Below are 16970 nucleotides of genomic sequence, written 5' to 3'. Positions count from 1 at the left end.
CGGACGCATGGTACTGAACCTGGAAGACTACGTCTGCGAGTACTGCGGCAAACCCTGCAAGAACATCGTCTACGCCGCGTTCGTCTGCGACGACCCCGAATGCCTCGAGAAGGCGAGGATCGACCGCGGCGGCCCGGGCGGACATATGAAGAGGAAGGCCGAGGGAAAGCCCATCATCCCCGCCGACCTGGAAGAGGTCGCAGATGAGCTGAACAAGAGGTGATCCATAGCCGTCCGGCATGTGCCGGACGACCGACACCCGTTTATCGGTCGCTGCCCATCCACCCCTCGGAATACAGTCGTCGGAGGAGAAGTGAAGAACATGGACAAGAAAGTATATGAGCTTCTTAACGACCAGATCAACAAGGAGATGTACTCGGCGTACCTCTACCTCGACATGGCCAACTTCTACACCGACAGGAACCTGGACGGCTTCGCCCACTGGTTCGAGGTGCAGGCCGCCGAGGAGATGGAGCACGGGATGAGGATCTACCGCTACCTCCACGACAACGACCAGAAGGTCGTCCTGGAGGCCATCGCCAAACCTGACAAGACCTACTCCGAGCTGGACGACCCCCTCAAGGTCGCCTACGAGCATGAGCAGTACGTGACATCACTGATCCATGCGATCTACGCCGCTGCCATCGAGGCGAAGGACTACCGCACGATGCAGTTCATGGAATGGTTCATCGCCGAGCAGTGCGAGGAGGAGAAGAACGCCAAGGGACTGGTGGACAAATACCAGCTCTTCGCCAAGGAAGGCGGATTCGGCCTCTACCACCTCGACAGCGAGATGAAATCCAGGGCATCCGAGTGATCCCGTGGCCGGGGACACCCGGCCTCAAACCCCAATCGGCTCTCAGCCGATGTAAATCGGCGGATCGTTGACGACAGAGGCGTCTCCTGACATGTACATGGACACGTACGCGTCGATGTCCGCCCTCATCTCCGACTCCTTTTCCGATATCTCGGACTGACCTGCCTTGGTAGCGCGGAGATACGCCACCTCGGCACCGGCTTTCACGGCTGCGGACAGCCTGCCCACGAATGCGGCGGTGCCGTCGTCACGTTGAAGAGACGCGAGACGGTCCAGCTCTTCGGAGCCGACACCGGAGATGGCCCCCTCCACCTCATCCAAGGCCAGACGGTACGGCTCGGAGAGATGGTCTGTGTACTCGGAGGACTTCCTGGAGATCATCCGCTTGATCGGATTAGAGCCCTTTTTGGATGCTTCGCGGAAGACGTCCGCATCTTCGACCACCGTTCTGAGCAGCGGCACATGCTCACGGATGTCCGGAAGGACCATCGTCCTCTGCAACAGGATCAGCGAGGCCATGTTCCTGAGCCCGAAGGCCTCTCTGGGCGGCATGCCGGTTATCTCCCTGCAGACACCATCGTACGTGCGCCTGCAGAATGAGACACGCCCTCCCAAGCGGCTTAGGGCCATGTGCTCCAAGCCGTACATGTAAGGCTGGTTGGTCTTCCCTCCGCTCTTGACGACCGTCGACAGACATCCTGACATCCTTTCGGAGCAGCGTTCCACGAGCTTCTCGAGCACGTCGTCGGTTCCTGCGAGGGTCCCCGCCTTCGTCCAGACCAGCCCCGCCTCCATGAGATTGCCGCGTGCGGCGTAGGTGGCTCCGAGCGAATACCACGCCTGCCATGAATCCGGATGCGCCCTCACGGATGCGTCGGCATGCTCTGCGAACTCGATGCCCTCCACGACCATCCGGTCCACCTCGTCGGGATCCATGACGCTGCTCCGCCTCTGACTGCCGTAAGGGCCGGCGTCGTTGATCGCATGACACCTGTGGCATATCCAATGGCCTATGGGCCTGAAGTCGTAACTGTTGCCGCATCCGCATGTGCAAGCCATGACCGTTAATCCGATGACCGAGATATAAGAGAATGCAGGAATGATCGGGATTGGATGAAGAGTTTTGGCGGGGGCAGGCCCCGCCTTGAGTTTCAGTGCCTGAACACGCGACAGCCGGTGAACACCATCGCCATGTTGTGCTCGTTGGCGGCATCGATGACCTCCTGGTCCCTGATGCTGCCTCCGGGCTGGATAATGGCGGTGACGCCCGCGTTGGCGGCCTCGTCGACTCCGTCCCTGAACGGGAAGAATGCATCGGAGGCCATGACGCAGCCCTGCGTGGGCTCGTTGGCCTTCATGGTGGCGATCTTCGCGGAATCCACGCGGCTCATCTGGCCGGCTCCGATTCCGACGGCGCGCTCGCCCCTGACGTAGACGACGGCGTTGGATGTGACGTGCTTCGCCAGCTTCCAAGCGAAGAGCAGGGAGTGGACCTCCTCCTCGGTGGGGGCGCGGTTGGTCACGACCTTGAGGTTCTTGGGGTCGATGACGACGTCCTCGTCGGTCTGCACGAGCATGCCGCCCTGGACCTTCTTCATCTTGTACTCCCTGACCCTCTCGGAGGGGCCGATGGGGCAGTTGGTCCTCAGCAGGCGGATGTTCTTCTTGACCTCCATGATCTCGATAGCGCCGTCCTCGTAGTCGGGACAGATGACGGCCTCGACGAAGTGCTGGGAGATCTCCTTCGCGACCTCCACGGTGCAGGGCCTGTTGAGGCATATGACGCATCCGAAGGCGGAGAGGGGGTCGACGTTGTACGCCGTCATGAACGCGTCGTAGATGTTGTCCGCGGATGCCAGCCCGCAGGGGTTGGTGTGCTTCATGACCACCGCGGTGGGCCTCTCGAAGTCCATGCAGATGTCCATGGCCTTGTCCAGGTCGAGGATGTTGTTGTAGGACAGCTGCTTGCCGTGCTGGAGGTGCTCCGCCCTTGCCACTGTGGGTCCGGGTGTGAAGGGGTCCTTGTAGAACGCGGCGGCCTGGTTGGGGTTCTCGCCGTACCTGAGGTCCTCGACCTTCTCGAGCGGGATGGGGAAGGACTCGGGGAACCCTGTGCAGAAGTGCTTGTACATCTGGGAGGCGATCATGCTGTCGTAGTTGGCGGTGTCCACGAAGGCCTCCGCCATGAGCTTCCCGTGGAGCTCGTCGGAGATCTCACCCTTGTCCTTCAGCTCCGCGATGATGTCGGAGTACTGCCTCGGGTCCGTGACCACCGCTACGGACTTGTAGTTCTTGGCGGCGGCGCGGATCATGCTGGGCCCGCCGATGTCGATGTTCTCGACGACCTCGTCGAACGTGACTCCCTCCTTGAGGACCGTCTGTTTGAAGGGGTAGAGGTTCACCACGACCATGTCAATGGGTTTGATCCCCTTGGCGGCGATGGCGTCCATGTGCTCCTTGACGTCCCTGCGGGCGAGTATGCCTGCGTGGATCATTGGGTGGAGCGTCTTGACGCGTCCGTCCAGCATCTCAGGGAATCCCGTGACCTCGGCCACCTCGGTCACCGCGATCCCGTTCTCTTTCAGAAGTTTGTACGTCCCGCCCGTCGAGATAATCTCGACACCCATGGCAGCCAGCTCCTTGGCGAAGTCGACGATGCCGGTCTTATCCGAGACGCTGATGATGGCTCTGCTGATTTTTGACAGTGGTATACCCCCTCAATCGAGGTGCGCATAACATTGTATGCGTGATTCGAATCGGGTACCTCTTAATAAATCTGTCACAGCACCGGTACGAATACCGCAGTTCTGCGACGAAAAACGAAACCGACCCATGTCCGAACGGACTGTGGGGACATGGATTATCAGAAGAAACGAAGCTCCCGGAACCCGCGAACGGATTCCGGTAAATCGTTTGTAAGGGTCGAACGCGCCTATCTTCGACATCTGAACCCGATAGGCACTTCTAATCAACCCTTACGTTTGGAATGGTATTTAATTGTTTAGACTGGACGTTTACTGTCGACGACTCTGGAGGCATGTCTGGGTCATGTGCCACACGTCTGAAAATCGAAGTATTGGTTGGAAGTTGCCTCCATACCCGAATATCACCTTGAACCGTGCCCGATATATGAGTGTTCACCCTACCCTAAGAGGATGAGGAAGAGGGACCTCGAGATCAGGCTGCAGTCCGTCCGCAACTTCGAAGATCCGGACCCGTCGCTGGAGCAGTACATGACACCGGCGACCATCGCGGCGGACATCCTGTACACGGCGTACGGCAACGGGGACATAGAGGGCCTGAAGGTCGTGGACCTCGGATGCGGAACGGGAATGTTCTCCATCGGCGCGTGGATGCTCGGGGCCGGTATGGTCGTGGGATACGACGTCTCCGAATCCGCTCTGCGGGTAGCCAGGATCAATGCCGAATCGTCGGGCGCGGACGTGGAGTTCCGCCTGTCCGACATCAGGGACGTCAAGGAGGGCGCGGACACTGTCTTCATGAACCCCCCGTTCGGATGCCAGAACCGCAACGCCGACCGCGCGTTCCTGGATAAGGCGATGGAGTGCTCCGAGTGCGTCTATTCCATACACATGGCCGAGACGCTGGAGTTCGTCGAGGGCTTCTGCAGGGACCGCGGACGCACGGTGACGTGGCGTAAAACCTATAAGTACGAAATCCCGCATACGTTTTCATTCCATAAGAAGGCGAAAATGAGCGTTGACGTCGCGGTCGTCAACATAAGGTGATTCATCATGAGTTCAGAACTGGTTTTTCCCGGAGACGAGGTTGCGATCGAGGAGGAGTACATGGGAGGAGAGGGCACGTTCTCCGATGACGGGACGGTCTACGCATCCCAGGTCGGTGTCGTCGAGTTCGACGACGAGGAGTGCATCGTGAAGGTCGTCTCCCCCAACCCCCCGAACGTGCTGAAGGAGGGCGACATAGTCTATGCGGTGGTCGCCGACATCAGGAACACCATGGCCACCGCGGACGTCGTGGCCAAGGACGGCGTCGACAGGACCCTCGGCGGAGAGACCTACGCCACCATCCACGTCTCCAAGATTTCCCCCAAGTACACCGACGATGTCTCCAAGGAGCTCAGGAAGGGGGACATGATCAGGGCAAGGGTCACCGGCATCAAGCCGTCCCTGCAGCTCACCACCAAGGACGACCACCTCGGATGCATCAGGGCGCTCTGCTCCAAGTGCAAGACCGAGATGGTCAAGAAGGGCACCGGGCTCTACTGCCCCGAGTGCAAGTACAGCATGCCCAGGAAGCTGGCCGACGATTACGGTGACGTGAAGCTCTGATGAAGCTCATAGCTCTGATGTCCAGCGGGATCGACTCCCCGGTCGCCGCGTACAAGATGGCGCAGCAGGGTGCGGAGGTGATCCTCCTCCATATGGACAACCGTCCCTATGCGGAGGATGCCAGCTCCGATGACGCCATCGCCCTCGCCGAACAGCTCAGAAAGGCCACCGGCAAGGATATGCCCTTATACTTCGCACCGCACGGTCCGTCCCAGGACGCCATCGCCCGCGGATGCGACAGGCCGTACCAGTGCGTCATGTGCAAGCGCGTGATGCAGAGGACAGCGAGGGAGCTTGGGAAGAAACTGGGATGCGCCGGGATCGTCATGGGCGACTCCCTCGGACAGGTGGCTTCTCAGACCCTGAGGAACATAAGGTCGGAGAACATCGGACTGGACTTCCCCGTTGTCAGACCCCTCATCGGCATGGACAAGCTGGAGATAGAGGAGATCGCCAAGGACATCGGCACCTACGAGATCTCGATAAGACCGGGACATGGATGCAGCATCGTTCCCATGAAACCCATAACCGAGGCCAACCCCGAGAAGGTCTCAGCCTTCAGCGAGAAGATCGACATCGACGCGCTGGCACGCGCCTCCGCCGATGCCGCCAGGCTCGTCTGATCCTACTACGATACCGATTCAGTAGTAGCGGCCCCTCGTGTAGAACGCGGGACATGAGTCGATGTCGTCCTCATCGTAGATCATGTCCATGGAGACGTTGGTGATGTACCTGGCCTGTATCCTGGAGATGTACAGGGTCTGATCGCCCACGGGGATCCTTATGTCGGTCTCCTTAGGGGCCTTGACACTGACCGGTACGAGGGCCGGGCCCATGCACGCAGTGCAGATGCGGAAGTCGCATCCCTGCGATGCGATGTACTGTCTGACATCCTCGTCGACTGTTATCTCCATGGAACGCCCGTTATCGTTGCGTACTTTATTATTTTGACGATGGAAAAATATCCTTTTTGTAATAGAGCATGCACAAACGGGCTCAGCGGTCTTGGGAGAAGAACGAGGTCACGGCCGCCGGGATGTCCCCACATAGCATCGGGGAGATGTCTCTCAGGCTCGCAGCCCTGCGGTCCAGTATGACGGCCACGCCGCGATCTGTCTCGGACCTTATGAGGCGCCCAATCGACTGCCTCATCTTCCTGGACGCGGGGATGATTGAGACATAGAGCCTCCCGTCACCGAACTTGGCGTCGTAGTAGCGCGTCATGGCCCTCATCTTGGCCGTGGGCTTGGGATACGGGATGCCTATCAGCACAGCCAGCTCCAGACTCTTGTCGGGGAAGTCCAGCCCCTCGCTGATCCTCCCCCCGGTCACGCAGAAGAGGACGCTGCCCTCCGAGGTTCTGAAGCTGTCGAACACCTCCATAAGCTCCTCTTGGGGCATGTCCCTGCGCTCGTAGTAGATGTCGCGTCCCAGATCGGACGCCACGCCGTCGTCGAGCATACGGTCCATGAACTGGTAGGACGGGAAGAAGACGGCCGTGTTGACCCTCACCGAGTTGACCGTGTCGTAGAGCAGCTGCCTGAGCCTGGCGTAGTTCGACTCGATGAAACGGTCCTCGTACCTCATGGAGACCTCGTCACTGTACAGCGTCAGGAGGTTCTCCCTGGGGAAGAAGCCGTTGAGGGTCGTCGGGACGGCACGGTCGAGGCCTATGTCCCGGATGTAGGCGTCGATGGGCTCCAGGGTGCCGGACATGTGGACGGATGCGAAGCACTCGTTTAGAGGATCGGAGGCGCCGGAGGGATCCATGCAGTACGACTGGAAGCAGGGATTGTCCCCGCCCAGGACAAGTCTGACGTGGCAGTCCTCCGAACCCGTCAGCCAGGCGCGCATGAAACGCCCCATGCTCCCGATGTAGGAGCGCGGGAGCTTGCGCCTCTGCTTCTTCCTCTCGGCGACGGAGTCGCCGATGTCCTCCAGGGCCTGAACGATGCGCATGATGCTGACCGACGTCATCCCCAGGCGGCTCATGAGCTCGTCCTCCAGGAAGTACGGGGGGAGGATCCCGTCGTCGTCTATCAGATACTCCTTGACGGCGTATCCGAGGACCTCCCTGAGAACCCCCACGATGTCTGTCACCGTGAGCCCCTCGTGGACCTCGCTGTCGCCGTTCTCCCTGGCCTCCTTCTCGGCCAGATCCAGCGCCGCCCTGCTGTACTCGAAGGTCTGGACGTCGCGGAGGTAGTCCGGGAGGTTGTGTGCCTCGTCCACCACGATGACCGTCCTGTGCAGTGGGATGCCGATCCAGTCCACGAGCCTGGCCAGGATCTGCGGCATGAACACGAACGGGTACGATGCTGCTATGACGTCCGCATGGGGGAGTGCGTACTTCAGCATCTCGTAGGGGCACAGCTCCGCCTCCTCGCACATCCTCGCGAAGCCCTCCGGCTCCGGATGCTCCTCCCTGATCCTCTCGACCCAGGAGTCGATGTCCGTGTGCTCGATGTTAGCGTAGAACCTGCACCTGCACTCGCCGGCGTCCCTGCGCTTGTACTCCGAGCACAGCTTGGATATCTCCTCGGACGTTCCGGATGCGAGGTCCGGATCGTCCCTCATCATGGGGCATGACGCCGCGGTGCGGCCCTGGAGGCCCACGCAGAGGATCCCGTGGCCGATCGCCGCCGCTTCACGTATGACCTGTTTCTGCTGCGACTTGGTGCGTGTGAGGTAGATGACCTTCATCCCCCTCTCCAGAACAGTGGGGAGGGTGGCGGCCAGCGCGGAGACGGTCTTGCCGGTCCCCGTGCCGGCCTCGACGACGGGACTCATCCCGTCGTCAACTGTGTTGGAAATGAAGCGGACCAGCTCCCTCTGACCGGGACGGTACTCGTACGGGAACAGGTCCGCTCTCTGCATGTCGGGTTTCACTCGGAGCCGCCGCGCTGCCAGATGTCGTCCGGCAGATCCGCGTAGACGGACTCCTCCTGCTGGGTCTCGGTGTCGTCGGACTGCGGCCTCACCAGCATCGTCTCGATCTTGTCCCTTCTGAACAGCCAGTAGTGGATCCTCCACTCCCTTCCGTCGTAGAGCGTGGTCTCCTCCCTCTCGGTGGTGAGGATGCCCGCGTCCTCCAGCATGTAGAAGGCGTCACGGTCCTCGGGCTCCAGGATGTTGTCGATGATCCTGTCGGAGTACCCGAAGAAGTTCAGCACGTGGTGGGCGAGCATGTACGCCTGCTCCTCGACCATCCCGTGGGAGGAATCGATGCTGTTCTTGATGGCGAGCGTGAGCTCGTCGACGGTCACTACGCCCATCTTCACTCCACCAGGTCGAGGAACTTGATGTCGTCGGTGCCGACGTTCTTGGCGACCTTCGCCACGATTTCCTCGGGGATGTTCTGGTCGACGGTCAGGAACATCAGGGCGCGGCCGCCGTCCCTTCCGACGGTCATCTGCGCGACGTTGATCCCGGCCGTTCCGAGCGTGTTTCCGACGATTCCAATGACTCCGGGCTCGTCGTTGTAGCTCAGGTACATCATGTCCCCGCTCATGGGGATGTCGAACGAGAACTGGTCGACGCCGACAAGCCTGGGCTGACCGCCGATGACGGTTCCCCTGATGGAGCGGGTCTTGCCCTGGGAGGTGAACTTGATCTCGACGACGCTGGCGTAGTCCTTGGCGGTGTCGTTGCTGGTCTCCGCGATCTCGATGCCCTTGGCCTTGGCGATGGGCAGGGCGTTGATGATGTTGGCGGTTCCGATGATGTTCCTGAGGTAGCCGATGACGGCTGTGACGGTCAGCAGCTTGGTCTGCTTGCCGGCGAGCCCGCCGCAGTAGATGAGCTCCAGCTTTTCGAGCGGGTGGTTGCCGACCATCTGCTGGACGAGGTTGCCCATCCTGTCCATGAGGGGCATGTAGGGCTCGGTCTCGGCGTCCAGCTTTCCGCGGGGCGCGTTGATCGCGTTGGAGACGATGCCGTCCTTCAGGTACATGACGGCGTGCTCGGCGATCTCGACTGCGACCCTCTCCTGGGCCTCGACGGTGGAAGCTCCCAGGTGGGGGGTGGTGACCAGGTTGTCCAGCTCCAGGAGCTTCTTCTCGTCGTCGCTGAGAGGCTCGTTGCACCAGACGTCGAACGCGGCTCCGGCGATGATCTTCTCCTTCAGTGCGGTGTAGAGGTCCTCCTCGTTGACGATGCCGCCGCGGGCCACGTTGGCGAGCCTGGCGTTGGGCTTCATCATCTTGAACTGGGACAGGGAGATCATGTTCCTGGTGTCCGGCAGGAGCGGGGTGTGGATGGTCATGAAGTCGGCGGTGGTGATGACCTCCTCCAGGGTGGTCAGCCTGACGCCGAGAGAGTCGGCGACCTCCTTCGGGAGGAAGGGGTCGTATCCGATCATGGTCATGTTGAACGCCTTCATGCGTTTGGCGACCTCGCCTCCGACACGACCGACACCGATGATTCCCAGGACCTTGCCGTTGAGCTCGACCCCGGTGTACTTGGATCTCTTCCACTCGCCCTTGTGCATGGACTCGTGGGCGAAGGGGATGTTCCTGGCAAGGGCGAGGAGCATGGCGCAGGAGTGCTCCGCCGCGGACAGGATGTTCGCGGAGGGTGTGTTCATGACGAGGATCCCCTTGTCGGTGGCGCAGGGCACGTCGATGTTGTCCACACCGACACCGGCGCGTCCGATGACCTTCAGGTTCTTCCCGGCCTCGATGACCTTGGGGGTCACCTTGGTGCCGGACCTGATGATCAGACAGTCGTAGTCGCCGATGATGGCGCAGAGCTCGTCCTCGGAGAGTCCGGGTTTCACGTCGACCGGGAAACCCGAGTTCTTGAGGATCTCGATTCCCTCGTCGGAGAGGGGGTCGGAAACCAGAATCTTTGATGTCATCTTCATTCCTCCATAATTTCGTCCATTACGGACAGGAGATCGGCGACCATCTCGGGCGTGGTGTCGCCCAGGTGTCCGATCCTGAAAGTCTTCTCCTTGATGTCGCCGTAGCCGTTGGAGATCTCGTATCCCCTGGCCTTCAGCTTGGAATGGAACGCGTCGAAGTCCAGCGCCCCCTTGTTGATGACCCCGATGGAGTTGGACTGGTATCCCTTCTCGGGGAAGATGCCCTCCATGTTCTTGTCTGCCCAGGCGCGGACCATGTCGGCCATCTTCTGGTGGCGCTCGTAGCGGGCGGACATGCCCTCCCTGAGGGCCTTGTCCAGCTGGTAGTCCAGACCGTACATGATGGACACGGGAGGCGTGGTGAGGGCGTAGTTGTTGTCGCTCTGCTTCTTGATCTTCAGCAGGTCGGTGTAGAATCCGCGGTTGGGGACCGTCTTGGCCTTCTCCAGGAGCCTCTCGGAGCAGAGCAGGATGGCGAGTCCGGGCGGGAGGGCGAGAGCCTTCTGCGTCCCGAAGACGACGGCGTCGACGTCCATCTCCTTGACCTTGATGTCCATAGCGTATGCGGATGTGACGGCGTCGACCATCATCAGGGCGTCGGGGTTCTGCTCCCTGACGGCGTTGGCCAGGGCGACAGAGTCGCTGAACACTCCGGTGGAGGACTCGTTGCTGACCCAGTGGACCATCTCGATGTCCTTTGTGACCTTGCCCTCGATGTCGGCGGGCTTCATCGCCTTGCCCCACTCGACCTGGACCTTCTCCACGGTCTTTCCGTTGAGCTCCCCGATCTCGATGGACCTGTTCCCGAAGGATCCGTTTGTGATGCCAAGGGACTTCTCCCTCACGCCGTTCCTGATGACCCCCTCGAGGAAGGCTGTGGCGGAACCGGCGACGAGGAACACCTCCATGTCGGTGTCGAGGGTCTTCTTGATCTTCTCGACGATGTCGGCGTGGAGCTCCTTGTACTCCTTGGACCTGTGCGTGATCATCGGCTTGTTCATCGATTCGAGAGTGTCCGGGGCCACATAGACGGGTCCCACCGTGAAAAGAGTCCTGCTCAATATAATCCCTCATGCCCGAAGGGCGACGTCAGGTAATCTGAGAGGTCCTATAAGAAACGCGCGCGCGTGCCGGCCCGCCTGTTCTCCGAAGTGGGGACGGACGGGTCTGTGGAAAAAGGATCCGCCGATGGCCGGACCATCGGCGTTTTGAAATGGATCAGAGCTGTGCCAGCGTCCTCTTGATCCTGCCGAGTCCCTCGCGGATCTGCTCCTCGGAGGCGGCGTAGGAGACCCTGAAGAATCCCTCCCCTCCGGGCCCGAACGCGGTTCCGGGGGTGACGGCCACATGGCCCTCCCTGAGCAGGACCTCCGCCAGCTTGGCCGAGGGCATGTCCACGGAGTACTTGGGGAACAGGTAGAAGGCCCCCTGGGGCACGTTGCACTCCATGCCGGGGATCTCCGAGATCAGGTCCAGTGCCAGATCGCGGCGCTTCCTGAACTCCTTCACCATCGCGATCTTGGAGTCCTGCGGTCCCGTGATGGCCTCCACCGCGGCCTCCTGGGTGAACGAGACGCAGCAGGAGATGGAGTGGGACTGGAGCTTGTTGATGTTGGCGATGTCCTCCTTGGGGGCGATGGCCCATCCGAGCCTCCATCCGGTCATGGCGTAGCTCTTGGACAGCCCGGACACGATGATCGTGTTCTCGAACATGCCGGGGAATGATGCGATGGAGGTGTGCTTGCCCTCGTACACGATGGCCTCGTAGATCTCGTCGGAGAACACCTTGATGTTGTGGGCCATGGCGATGTCCGCGATCTGCTTCAGGACGTCGGCGGGGATCACGGCCCCCGTGGGGTTGGAGGGGGTGTTCAGGATGATCATCTTGGTCCTGGGGGTGATGGCCGCCTCCACCAGTGCGGGATCTAGGACGAAGTTGTCCTCGAACCTGGTGGGAACGTACACGGGGACCCCTCCGGCCAGACGCACGCAGGCCTCGTAGGAAACCCATGACGGGTCCGCCAGTATGACCTCATCGCCGGGATCGATGTATGCCAGCATGGTCATGAAGATGGCCTGCTTGCACGGGGTGACCAGGACGTTGGACGCGTCGCAGGGCACGTTGTTGTTGGTGCGCGTCATGTCGGCGATGGCCTTCCTGAGCTCCGGGATCCCCATCGAGGGGGTGTAGTGGGTGAAGCCCCTGTGAAGCGAGTCGCAGCAGGCGTCGATGATGTTCTCCGGGGTGGTGAAGTCGGGCTCGCCCATCGAGAATGAGACTATGTCGATGCCCTCGGATTTCATCTGGCTTACCAGATTTGATATTGCGATCGTTCCTGAAGCGGGGATCTCCTGAAGTCTCTTGGATACCATTGGGATGCCTCGTTCGCGCCCATGCACGCGTTTAATCTTAAAGGCTTCGGACGGGCCGTCAAGGGGATGCGGTGACCGGACGGGACCCGCGGTGACATCCAAATACACGGCGTCCTTCGGGGACTCATGGACGAATCCGTTTGGACAGGGCACGCCGCCGCGCTGTTCTCGGTCCTCGTGTGGGGAGTCACTTTCGTGTCGACGAAGGCCCTGCTGGAGGGCTTCGAGCCCGTGGAGATACTCCTGATAAGGATGGGCATCGGGTTCGTCGTCCTGTGCATAATCTGCCCCAGGCTGATGCACGTGACCGACAGGCGGCAGGAGCTGTGGTTCGCCGGTGCCGGGCTGTGCGGGATCTGCCTGTATTACCTGCTGGAGAACATAGCGCTCACGTACACCATGGCGTCCAACGTGGGCGTGATCGTGGCTGTGGCACCGCTATTCACCGCGATCCTGATGCGCGTCCTGTACGTCGACCGCCTGGGCAGAGGGTTCGTCGTCGGTTTCGTAGTCGCCATCTCCGGGATATGCCTCATAATGTTCAACGGCCAGGACATGCACCTCGACCCCCTCGGGGACGCCCTCGCGTTCCTGGCGGCGCTAGTCTGGGCCGTCTACTCGGTAATCCTCAGGAAGATCAGCACATTCGGGTACGGGACCGTCCAGACCACGCGCAGGACCTTCGCCTACGGCCTGCTGTTCATGATCCCCGCTGCCATGGTCCTCGGGTTCGACCCCGACCTCGGGCTCCTGGCCGACCCGTCGATGCTCGGCCACATGCTCTTCCTGGGAATCGTGGCGTCGGCGATGTGCTTCGTGACCTGGGGCCTCGCCACCCGCAACCTCGGGGCCGTGGAGACCAGCGTGTACATCTACATGATCCCGGTCGTGACGGTTGTGTCCTCCGCCGCATTCCTCGGCGAGGAGGTGACCTGGCTGATGGTCGTAGGAACCGCGATGACGCTTGCCGGACTGGCCATTTCGGAGTTCGCGGGAAAGCCCAGAAGACAGAACGCCGCCGGATGACAGCACACCGTCTGGGAAGAACCCGGGCCGCGCGTGGCCGGAGCTGACGCTGACGGCAGATGCTGTCGAACGGATGCGTACCGTGACCCGGCTCAGGACATTATGTCCTTGAAGTGGCCCTGCGTGATGGAGTCCTTGATCTCCATGGCCATCCTGGCACCGGTGCTCAGGCCGGGGTAGATCAGGTCGGCGTACGGGGACCCGGAGATGAACGGGTTCGTTCCAGCGACGATCCTCGTGGATATCTCGAAGACCTTGAACTGCAGCTTGTCGTTGACGACGGTCTCCAGGCAGAACGGGCCCCACATGCCTCCGAAGAGCTCGTAGGACTTGTTGACGATCTTCTCCGCCATCTCGAATGCCTTCGGGAGCAGCGACTCCCTCAGGACGACCGGCGTGTTGCCTGTGACCACGAACGAGGGGTACAGGCCGTGCCTCTTGGACTCCTCTATGGAGCCGAGCTTGTACATCTCGTCGATGTTGGACTCGTCCCTCCTGTCCATCGAGAGCAGCTCCAGGGACCCGCCCTGCTCGCACCTGTACCCGTCGGTCTTGAACGGGTCGTAGAAGAAGTGCATGTAGTACCTGGTCCCGAGACAGTACTCCTGGATCGTGTACGGCTGGGTGGGGTCGATTGACATCTTGAAGTCGGGATAGTCCATTGCTATGAAGTACCCCCTTCCGCCCTTGGCGCCGTGGTACTTGACCATCACGGGTTCGTCGATCTCCCTTGCGTCTGTGATCAGGCGGGGCATGGGGACACCGGCGCCGGTGATCCACTGCCTCTGCATGTCCCTGTCGGACTCCCAGTTCAGGACCGCGCGGTTCCCGTACGAGGGGACCTCCATGTCGGAGAACCTGCGGGACCCCATGTACTCCACGAAGGAGCCGTGGGGAATGATGATGACGTTCCTGTCCAGCAGCTCCCCGGTGCGCTCGTCGAAGTCGTCGAAGTCCTTGTACCTGAGGATCTCGTCGGGCTTGGCGAGCGGAAACGCGTCGTAGTACTTCGTGCTATGAGTTATGGTGAGCCCAAGGGTCTTGAAGCCCATCTTCCTCGCGCCGTGGAAGATCTGAAGCGACGAGTGAGAGCACAGCGTGGCGATGGTGATGTCGCTGGTGTCGTACCCGTCCAGAATCTCTTCGATTTTGCTCTTGGGAACCATGTCCAGTTATTGCGTTAGCCCATTTAACTATGTTGGCTCCGGACCGTGTGGACTACGTGGTTTCAGGGGTTTTTCGGCCCCGGCGGGGGTTGTTCGGACACCCCCTCCTTTGGATTAAATAGGTCCTCACCGATGGTGATTCATCCCGTTCGCGGGAGGTCGATACATTGGATAGAACAGAACTAACACCCCATATTGAAGAGATGAAAAGGGTGCTCGGAGACAAGATCGACGACGAACAGCTCGAGGCCGAGCTGAACAAGTACCTCAACGACTACCACGTGAACATCGAGTCCGCCAAGCGCGGGATCATCAGGAAGTACGGCGGCTCCGACAGCTCCTCTTTCGTGACCGCGTCCTCGGTGGTGAAGAAGATCGCCGACCTCTCCGGCACGGAGCAGAACGTCGACGTCCTCGCCAAGGTGGTGTACGTCGAGAGCAAGAACATCACGGTCAAGGGGCTCAACAAGACCATCGTCTCCGGAATCCTCGGGGACGAGACGTCGACGGCCTCGTTCACACTTTGGGAGCCCGGCAGCGTCATGCTGGAGAAGGGCTCCGTCTACTACTTCAGGAACTGCTACTGCAAGCTCTGGAACGAGAGGGTGCAGATCAACCTGGGCAACCGCGGAAGGGTCGAGCCGGCCCCCGGCGTCACCCTCGACGTGCCGGACCGCACAATATCGCTCTCCGCGCAGGAGTGCAAGATCGGGGACATCCGCGAGGGCATGGGGAACGTCACCGTCACGGGACAGATCGTCTCCACGGAGGCCAGGAAGATCACCGTCAGGGGTGAGGCCAAGACCGTCTACTCCGGACTGATCGCCGACGACACCGGCAAGATCCAGTACTCTGCCTGGCACGACTTCGAGCTCAAGGTCGGGGAGACCATCTGCGCCAAGAACGCGTACATCCGCGCATGGAAGGGCATCCCCCAGCTGAACATGGGCGACCGCTGCGAGGTCAGCAGGGTCGACGCCGTGTTCGACATCGTGGACTCCGGGTCCACGAAGAAGACCGTCGCGGAGATAGCCAGAATCGGAGGGGGACTCGACATCACACTCGAGGGCCTCGTCGTCGACATGAAGGGCGGCAGCGGGCTCATCAAGAGGTGCCCCCAGTGCAACAGGTCGATCCTCAACGGGGTGTGCACCGCGCACGGACAGGTCGACGGCGTGCCTGACCTCAGGATGAAGATAGTCATTGACGACGGGACCGGCGCCATCGGCGCAGTCGTCAACAGGGCCGACACCGAGAAGCTCACAGGCGTCTCCATGAAGGCCGCCGAGGGCCTCGCCGCGGCGAAGGGCGAGGGCGTCGTCGCCAGGGAGCTCATGGGCAGGATCCTGATGCACAGGATCACCATCACCGGCAACGTCATGAGCGACGACTACGGACCCAACATGATAGTCAGGTCCGCCGACAACGTCGAGGTCAACATTGAGGAGGAGGCAGAGAAGCTCCTCGCAGAGGTGGAGGCGGCAATATGAACTCGAGGGAGACAGCATGGAGGGTCTTCGCGACGGAGCTCAACGGCTCCTCGCTGGAGATCAAGGCCACTGAGGAGAAGATGCCGTCCTACGTCGTGTCGCCGCTCGGCGCCAAGATGAACAGGGTCCTCATCGCCGGGGTCATGACCGAGAAGGAGAACATCGGATCGCCCGACGAGCCGATGTGGAAGGTCAGGGTGCAGGACGTCAGCGGGAACTACTACATCAACGTCGGCAGGTACCAGCCCGAGGCGTCCGCAGCGATGGCCGACCTGGAGGCTCCGTGCTTCGTGGCGGCCGTCGGCAGGGTCAGGACCTACACGACCGACGACCAGAGGGTCTTCGTGTCCGTCAGGCCGGAGCACATAATCAAGATCGACGAGCAGACCCGCAACGAGTGGCTGCTGGAGACCGCCAAATCCACGTGGAGGAGGCTGAAGAACGCCAAGACCGTCCTCGGGATGCCCGACGCGAAGGTCCCGGACCTGCTCGCCATGGGCATGACGGAGGCGGAGGCCGAGGGACTGCTCTACGCCCTGGACAACTACGGACAGCTTCCGGACTCGGCGATGTACCTCAAGACCATCCAGAACGCCCTCCGCATGCTCCTGCCCGAGAGGGATGTGGACTTCGGATTCCCCGAGGACCTGTCCAACGAGCCGGACGAGATCGACATCGACAACGGCGGCTCCGAGGAGCACAACCACGGACAGCTGGAGGACATCATCCTCAACATGCTCGAGGAGCTGGACACCGACGGCAAGGGCGCACCCAGGGACGAACTGGAGAGGCGCGCCGAGGCCGAGGGCATCAGCAGCATCGAGCTCGAGGAGATATCCAACGTCCTCATGGACAAGGGACTCGTCTACGAACCCAACCTCAGGTACCTGAAGCGCATCTGAGAAAATATGACGGGGAGGG

17 protein-coding genes are annotated in these 16970 nt (G+C 61.0%); 8 read left to right on the top strand and 9 right to left on the bottom strand.

The genetic code is table 11. From position 1 onward, the window contains the following. The first annotated feature begins 7 nt into the window (after nt 1-7). Both JS82_00915 and JS82_00910 read left to right on the top strand, forming a co-directional pair. Nucleotides 8-223 carry a hypothetical protein gene (locus JS82_00915; protein QHK16776.1) on the top strand — a complete coding sequence of 72 codons (216 nt, stop codon included), beginning with the start codon at nt 8-10 and terminating at the stop codon, nt 221-223. 99 nt (nt 224-322) lie between these two features. Beyond that, the gene (locus tag JS82_00910) at nt 323-817 is read left to right on the top strand and encodes a ferritin (GenBank protein ID QHK16775.1); all 495 of its coding nucleotides are present in this window, start codon (nt 323-325) and stop codon (nt 815-817) included. Nucleotides 818-859: 42 nt separating this feature from the next. Here JS82_00910 and JS82_00905 read toward each other — a convergent pair whose 3' ends face one another. After that, nucleotides 860-1876 carry a hypothetical protein gene (locus JS82_00905; protein QHK16774.1) on the bottom strand — a complete coding sequence of 339 codons (1017 nt, stop codon included), beginning with the start codon at nt 1874-1876 and terminating at the stop codon, nt 860-862. 92 nt (nt 1877-1968) lie between these two features. After that, nucleotides 1969-3522 carry a bifunctional phosphoribosylaminoimidazolecarboxamide formyltransferase/IMP cyclohydrolase gene (purH, locus tag JS82_00900; protein ID QHK18346.1) on the bottom strand — a complete coding sequence of 518 codons (1554 nt, stop codon included), beginning with the start codon at nt 3520-3522 and terminating at the stop codon, nt 1969-1971. A 450-nt stretch (nt 3523-3972) separates the two neighbouring features. Between purH and JS82_00895 the strand changes: the two genes are divergently transcribed. The 3 genes from JS82_00895 to JS82_00885 are packed head-to-tail and all read left to right on the top strand — an operon-like array spanning nt 3973 to nt 5753. Next, the gene (locus JS82_00895; GenBank protein ID QHK16773.1) at nt 3973-4566 is read left to right on the top strand and encodes a methyltransferase; all 594 of its coding nucleotides are present in this window, start codon (nt 3973-3975) and stop codon (nt 4564-4566) included. A 6-nt stretch (nt 4567-4572) separates the two neighbouring features. Continuing rightward, complete coding sequence (locus tag JS82_00890) at nt 4573-5130, top strand: RNA-binding protein (GenBank protein QHK16772.1); 558 nt, start codon at nt 4573-4575, stop codon at nt 5128-5130. Further along, nucleotides 5130-5753 (top strand): tRNA 4-thiouridine(8) synthase ThiI, encoded by a 624-nt coding sequence (locus JS82_00885; protein QHK16771.1) that lies wholly within the window; start codon nt 5130-5132, stop codon nt 5751-5753. Before JS82_00890 ends, JS82_00885 begins: the two co-directional genes overlap by 1 nt. 18 nt (nt 5754-5771) lie before the next feature. On the opposite strand, the gene JS82_00880 is transcribed toward JS82_00885, so the two are convergent. The 6 genes from JS82_00880 to JS82_00855 all read right to left on the bottom strand — a co-directional run bounded on the left by JS82_00880 (nt 5772) and on the right by JS82_00855 (nt 12373). Next, complete coding sequence (locus tag JS82_00880) at nt 5772-6044, bottom strand: hypothetical protein (GenBank protein QHK16770.1); 273 nt, start codon at nt 6042-6044, stop codon at nt 5772-5774. Between the two features lie 82 nt (nt 6045-6126). Next, nucleotides 6127-8007 carry an ATP-dependent DNA helicase gene (locus JS82_00875; protein ID QHK16769.1) on the bottom strand — a complete coding sequence of 627 codons (1881 nt, stop codon included), beginning with the start codon at nt 8005-8007 and terminating at the stop codon, nt 6127-6129. Nucleotides 8008-8015: 8 nt separating this feature from the next. After that, entirely contained in the window at nt 8016-8405 is a 390-nt protein-coding gene (locus tag JS82_00870) for a hypothetical protein (protein ID QHK16768.1), read from the bottom strand. Nucleotides 8406-8407: 2 nt separating this feature from the next. After that, entirely contained in the window at nt 8408-9988 is a 1581-nt protein-coding gene (locus JS82_00865; protein QHK16767.1) for a phosphoglycerate dehydrogenase, read from the bottom strand. Nucleotides 9989-9990: 2 nt separating this feature from the next. After that, entirely contained in the window at nt 9991-11055 is a 1065-nt protein-coding gene (locus JS82_00860) for an aminotransferase class V-fold PLP-dependent enzyme (protein ID QHK16766.1), read from the bottom strand. Nucleotides 11056-11212: 157 nt separating this feature from the next. After that, nucleotides 11213-12373, bottom strand: coding sequence for an aminotransferase class I/II-fold pyridoxal phosphate-dependent enzyme (locus JS82_00855; GenBank protein ID QHK18345.1), 1161 nt, complete (start codon nt 12371-12373; stop codon nt 11213-11215). Nucleotides 12374-12493: 120 nt separating this feature from the next. Here JS82_00855 and JS82_00850 point away from each other — a divergent pair, with 120 nt between their 5' ends. Further along, entirely contained in the window at nt 12494-13393 is a 900-nt protein-coding gene (locus JS82_00850) for an EamA family transporter (GenBank protein QHK16765.1), read from the top strand. A gap of 92 nt (nt 13394-13485) precedes the next feature. On the opposite strand, the gene JS82_00845 is transcribed toward JS82_00850, so the two are convergent. Continuing rightward, on the bottom strand, nt 13486-14559 hold the full coding sequence (locus tag JS82_00845; GenBank protein QHK16764.1) for a DUF1297 domain-containing protein: 1074 nt from the start codon (nt 14557-14559) through the stop codon (nt 13486-13488). Between the two features lie 203 nt (nt 14560-14762). On the opposite strand from JS82_00845, the gene JS82_00840 reads away from it, so the two are divergent. Further along, nucleotides 14763-16049 carry a single-stranded DNA-binding protein gene (locus JS82_00840; protein ID QHK16763.1) on the top strand — a complete coding sequence of 429 codons (1287 nt, stop codon included), beginning with the start codon at nt 14763-14765 and terminating at the stop codon, nt 16047-16049. Beyond that, entirely contained in the window at nt 16046-16951 is a 906-nt protein-coding gene (locus JS82_00835; protein QHK16762.1) for a glycerol dehydrogenase, read from the top strand. Before JS82_00840 ends, JS82_00835 begins: the two co-directional genes overlap by 4 nt. The last annotated feature ends 19 nt before the right edge of the window (nt 16952-16970 follow it).

It is taken from the genome of Methanomassiliicoccaceae archaeon DOK, from assembly GCA_009911715.1.
In the GTDB taxonomy this organism is placed as follows: Archaea; Thermoplasmatota; Thermoplasmata; order Methanomassiliicoccales; family Methanomethylophilaceae; genus Methanoprimaticola.
This window is presented reverse-complemented; position numbering and strand designations above follow the sequence as displayed.

Bases quoted from the DNA above. Each gene is read 5' to 3' on its own strand.
- JS82_00915 (QHK16776.1), top strand. From the start codon at position 8: ATGGTACTGAACCTGGAAGACTACGTCTGCGAGTACTGCGGCAAACCC.
- JS82_00910 (QHK16775.1), top strand. From the start codon at position 323: ATGGACAAGAAAGTATATGAGCTTCTTAACGACCAGATCAACAAGGAG.
- JS82_00905 (QHK16774.1), bottom strand. From the start codon at position 1,876: ATGGCTTGCACATGCGGATGCGGCAACAGTTACGACTTCAGGCCCATA.
- JS82_00895 (QHK16773.1), top strand. From the start codon at position 3,973: ATGAGGAAGAGGGACCTCGAGATCAGGCTGCAGTCCGTCCGCAACTTC.
- JS82_00890 (QHK16772.1), top strand. From the start codon at position 4,573: ATGAGTTCAGAACTGGTTTTTCCCGGAGACGAGGTTGCGATCGAGGAG.
- JS82_00885 (QHK16771.1), top strand. From the start codon at position 5,130: ATGAAGCTCATAGCTCTGATGTCCAGCGGGATCGACTCCCCGGTCGCC.
- JS82_00880 (QHK16770.1), bottom strand. From the start codon at position 6,044: ATGGAGATAACAGTCGACGAGGATGTCAGACAGTACATCGCATCGCAG.
- JS82_00875 (QHK16769.1), bottom strand. From the start codon at position 8,007: ATGCAGAGAGCGGACCTGTTCCCGTACGAGTACCGTCCCGGTCAGAGG.
- JS82_00870 (QHK16768.1), bottom strand. From the start codon at position 8,405: ATGGGCGTAGTGACCGTCGACGAGCTCACGCTCGCCATCAAGAACAGC.
- JS82_00865 (QHK16767.1), bottom strand. From the start codon at position 9,988: ATGACATCAAAGATTCTGGTTTCCGACCCCCTCTCCGACGAGGGAATC.
- JS82_00850 (QHK16765.1), top strand. From the start codon at position 12,494: ATGGACGAATCCGTTTGGACAGGGCACGCCGCCGCGCTGTTCTCGGTC.
- JS82_00845 (QHK16764.1), bottom strand. From the start codon at position 14,559: ATGGTTCCCAAGAGCAAAATCGAAGAGATTCTGGACGGGTACGACACC.
- JS82_00840 (QHK16763.1), top strand. From the start codon at position 14,763: ATGAAAAGGGTGCTCGGAGACAAGATCGACGACGAACAGCTCGAGGCC.
- JS82_00835 (QHK16762.1), top strand. From the start codon at position 16,046: ATGAACTCGAGGGAGACAGCATGGAGGGTCTTCGCGACGGAGCTCAAC.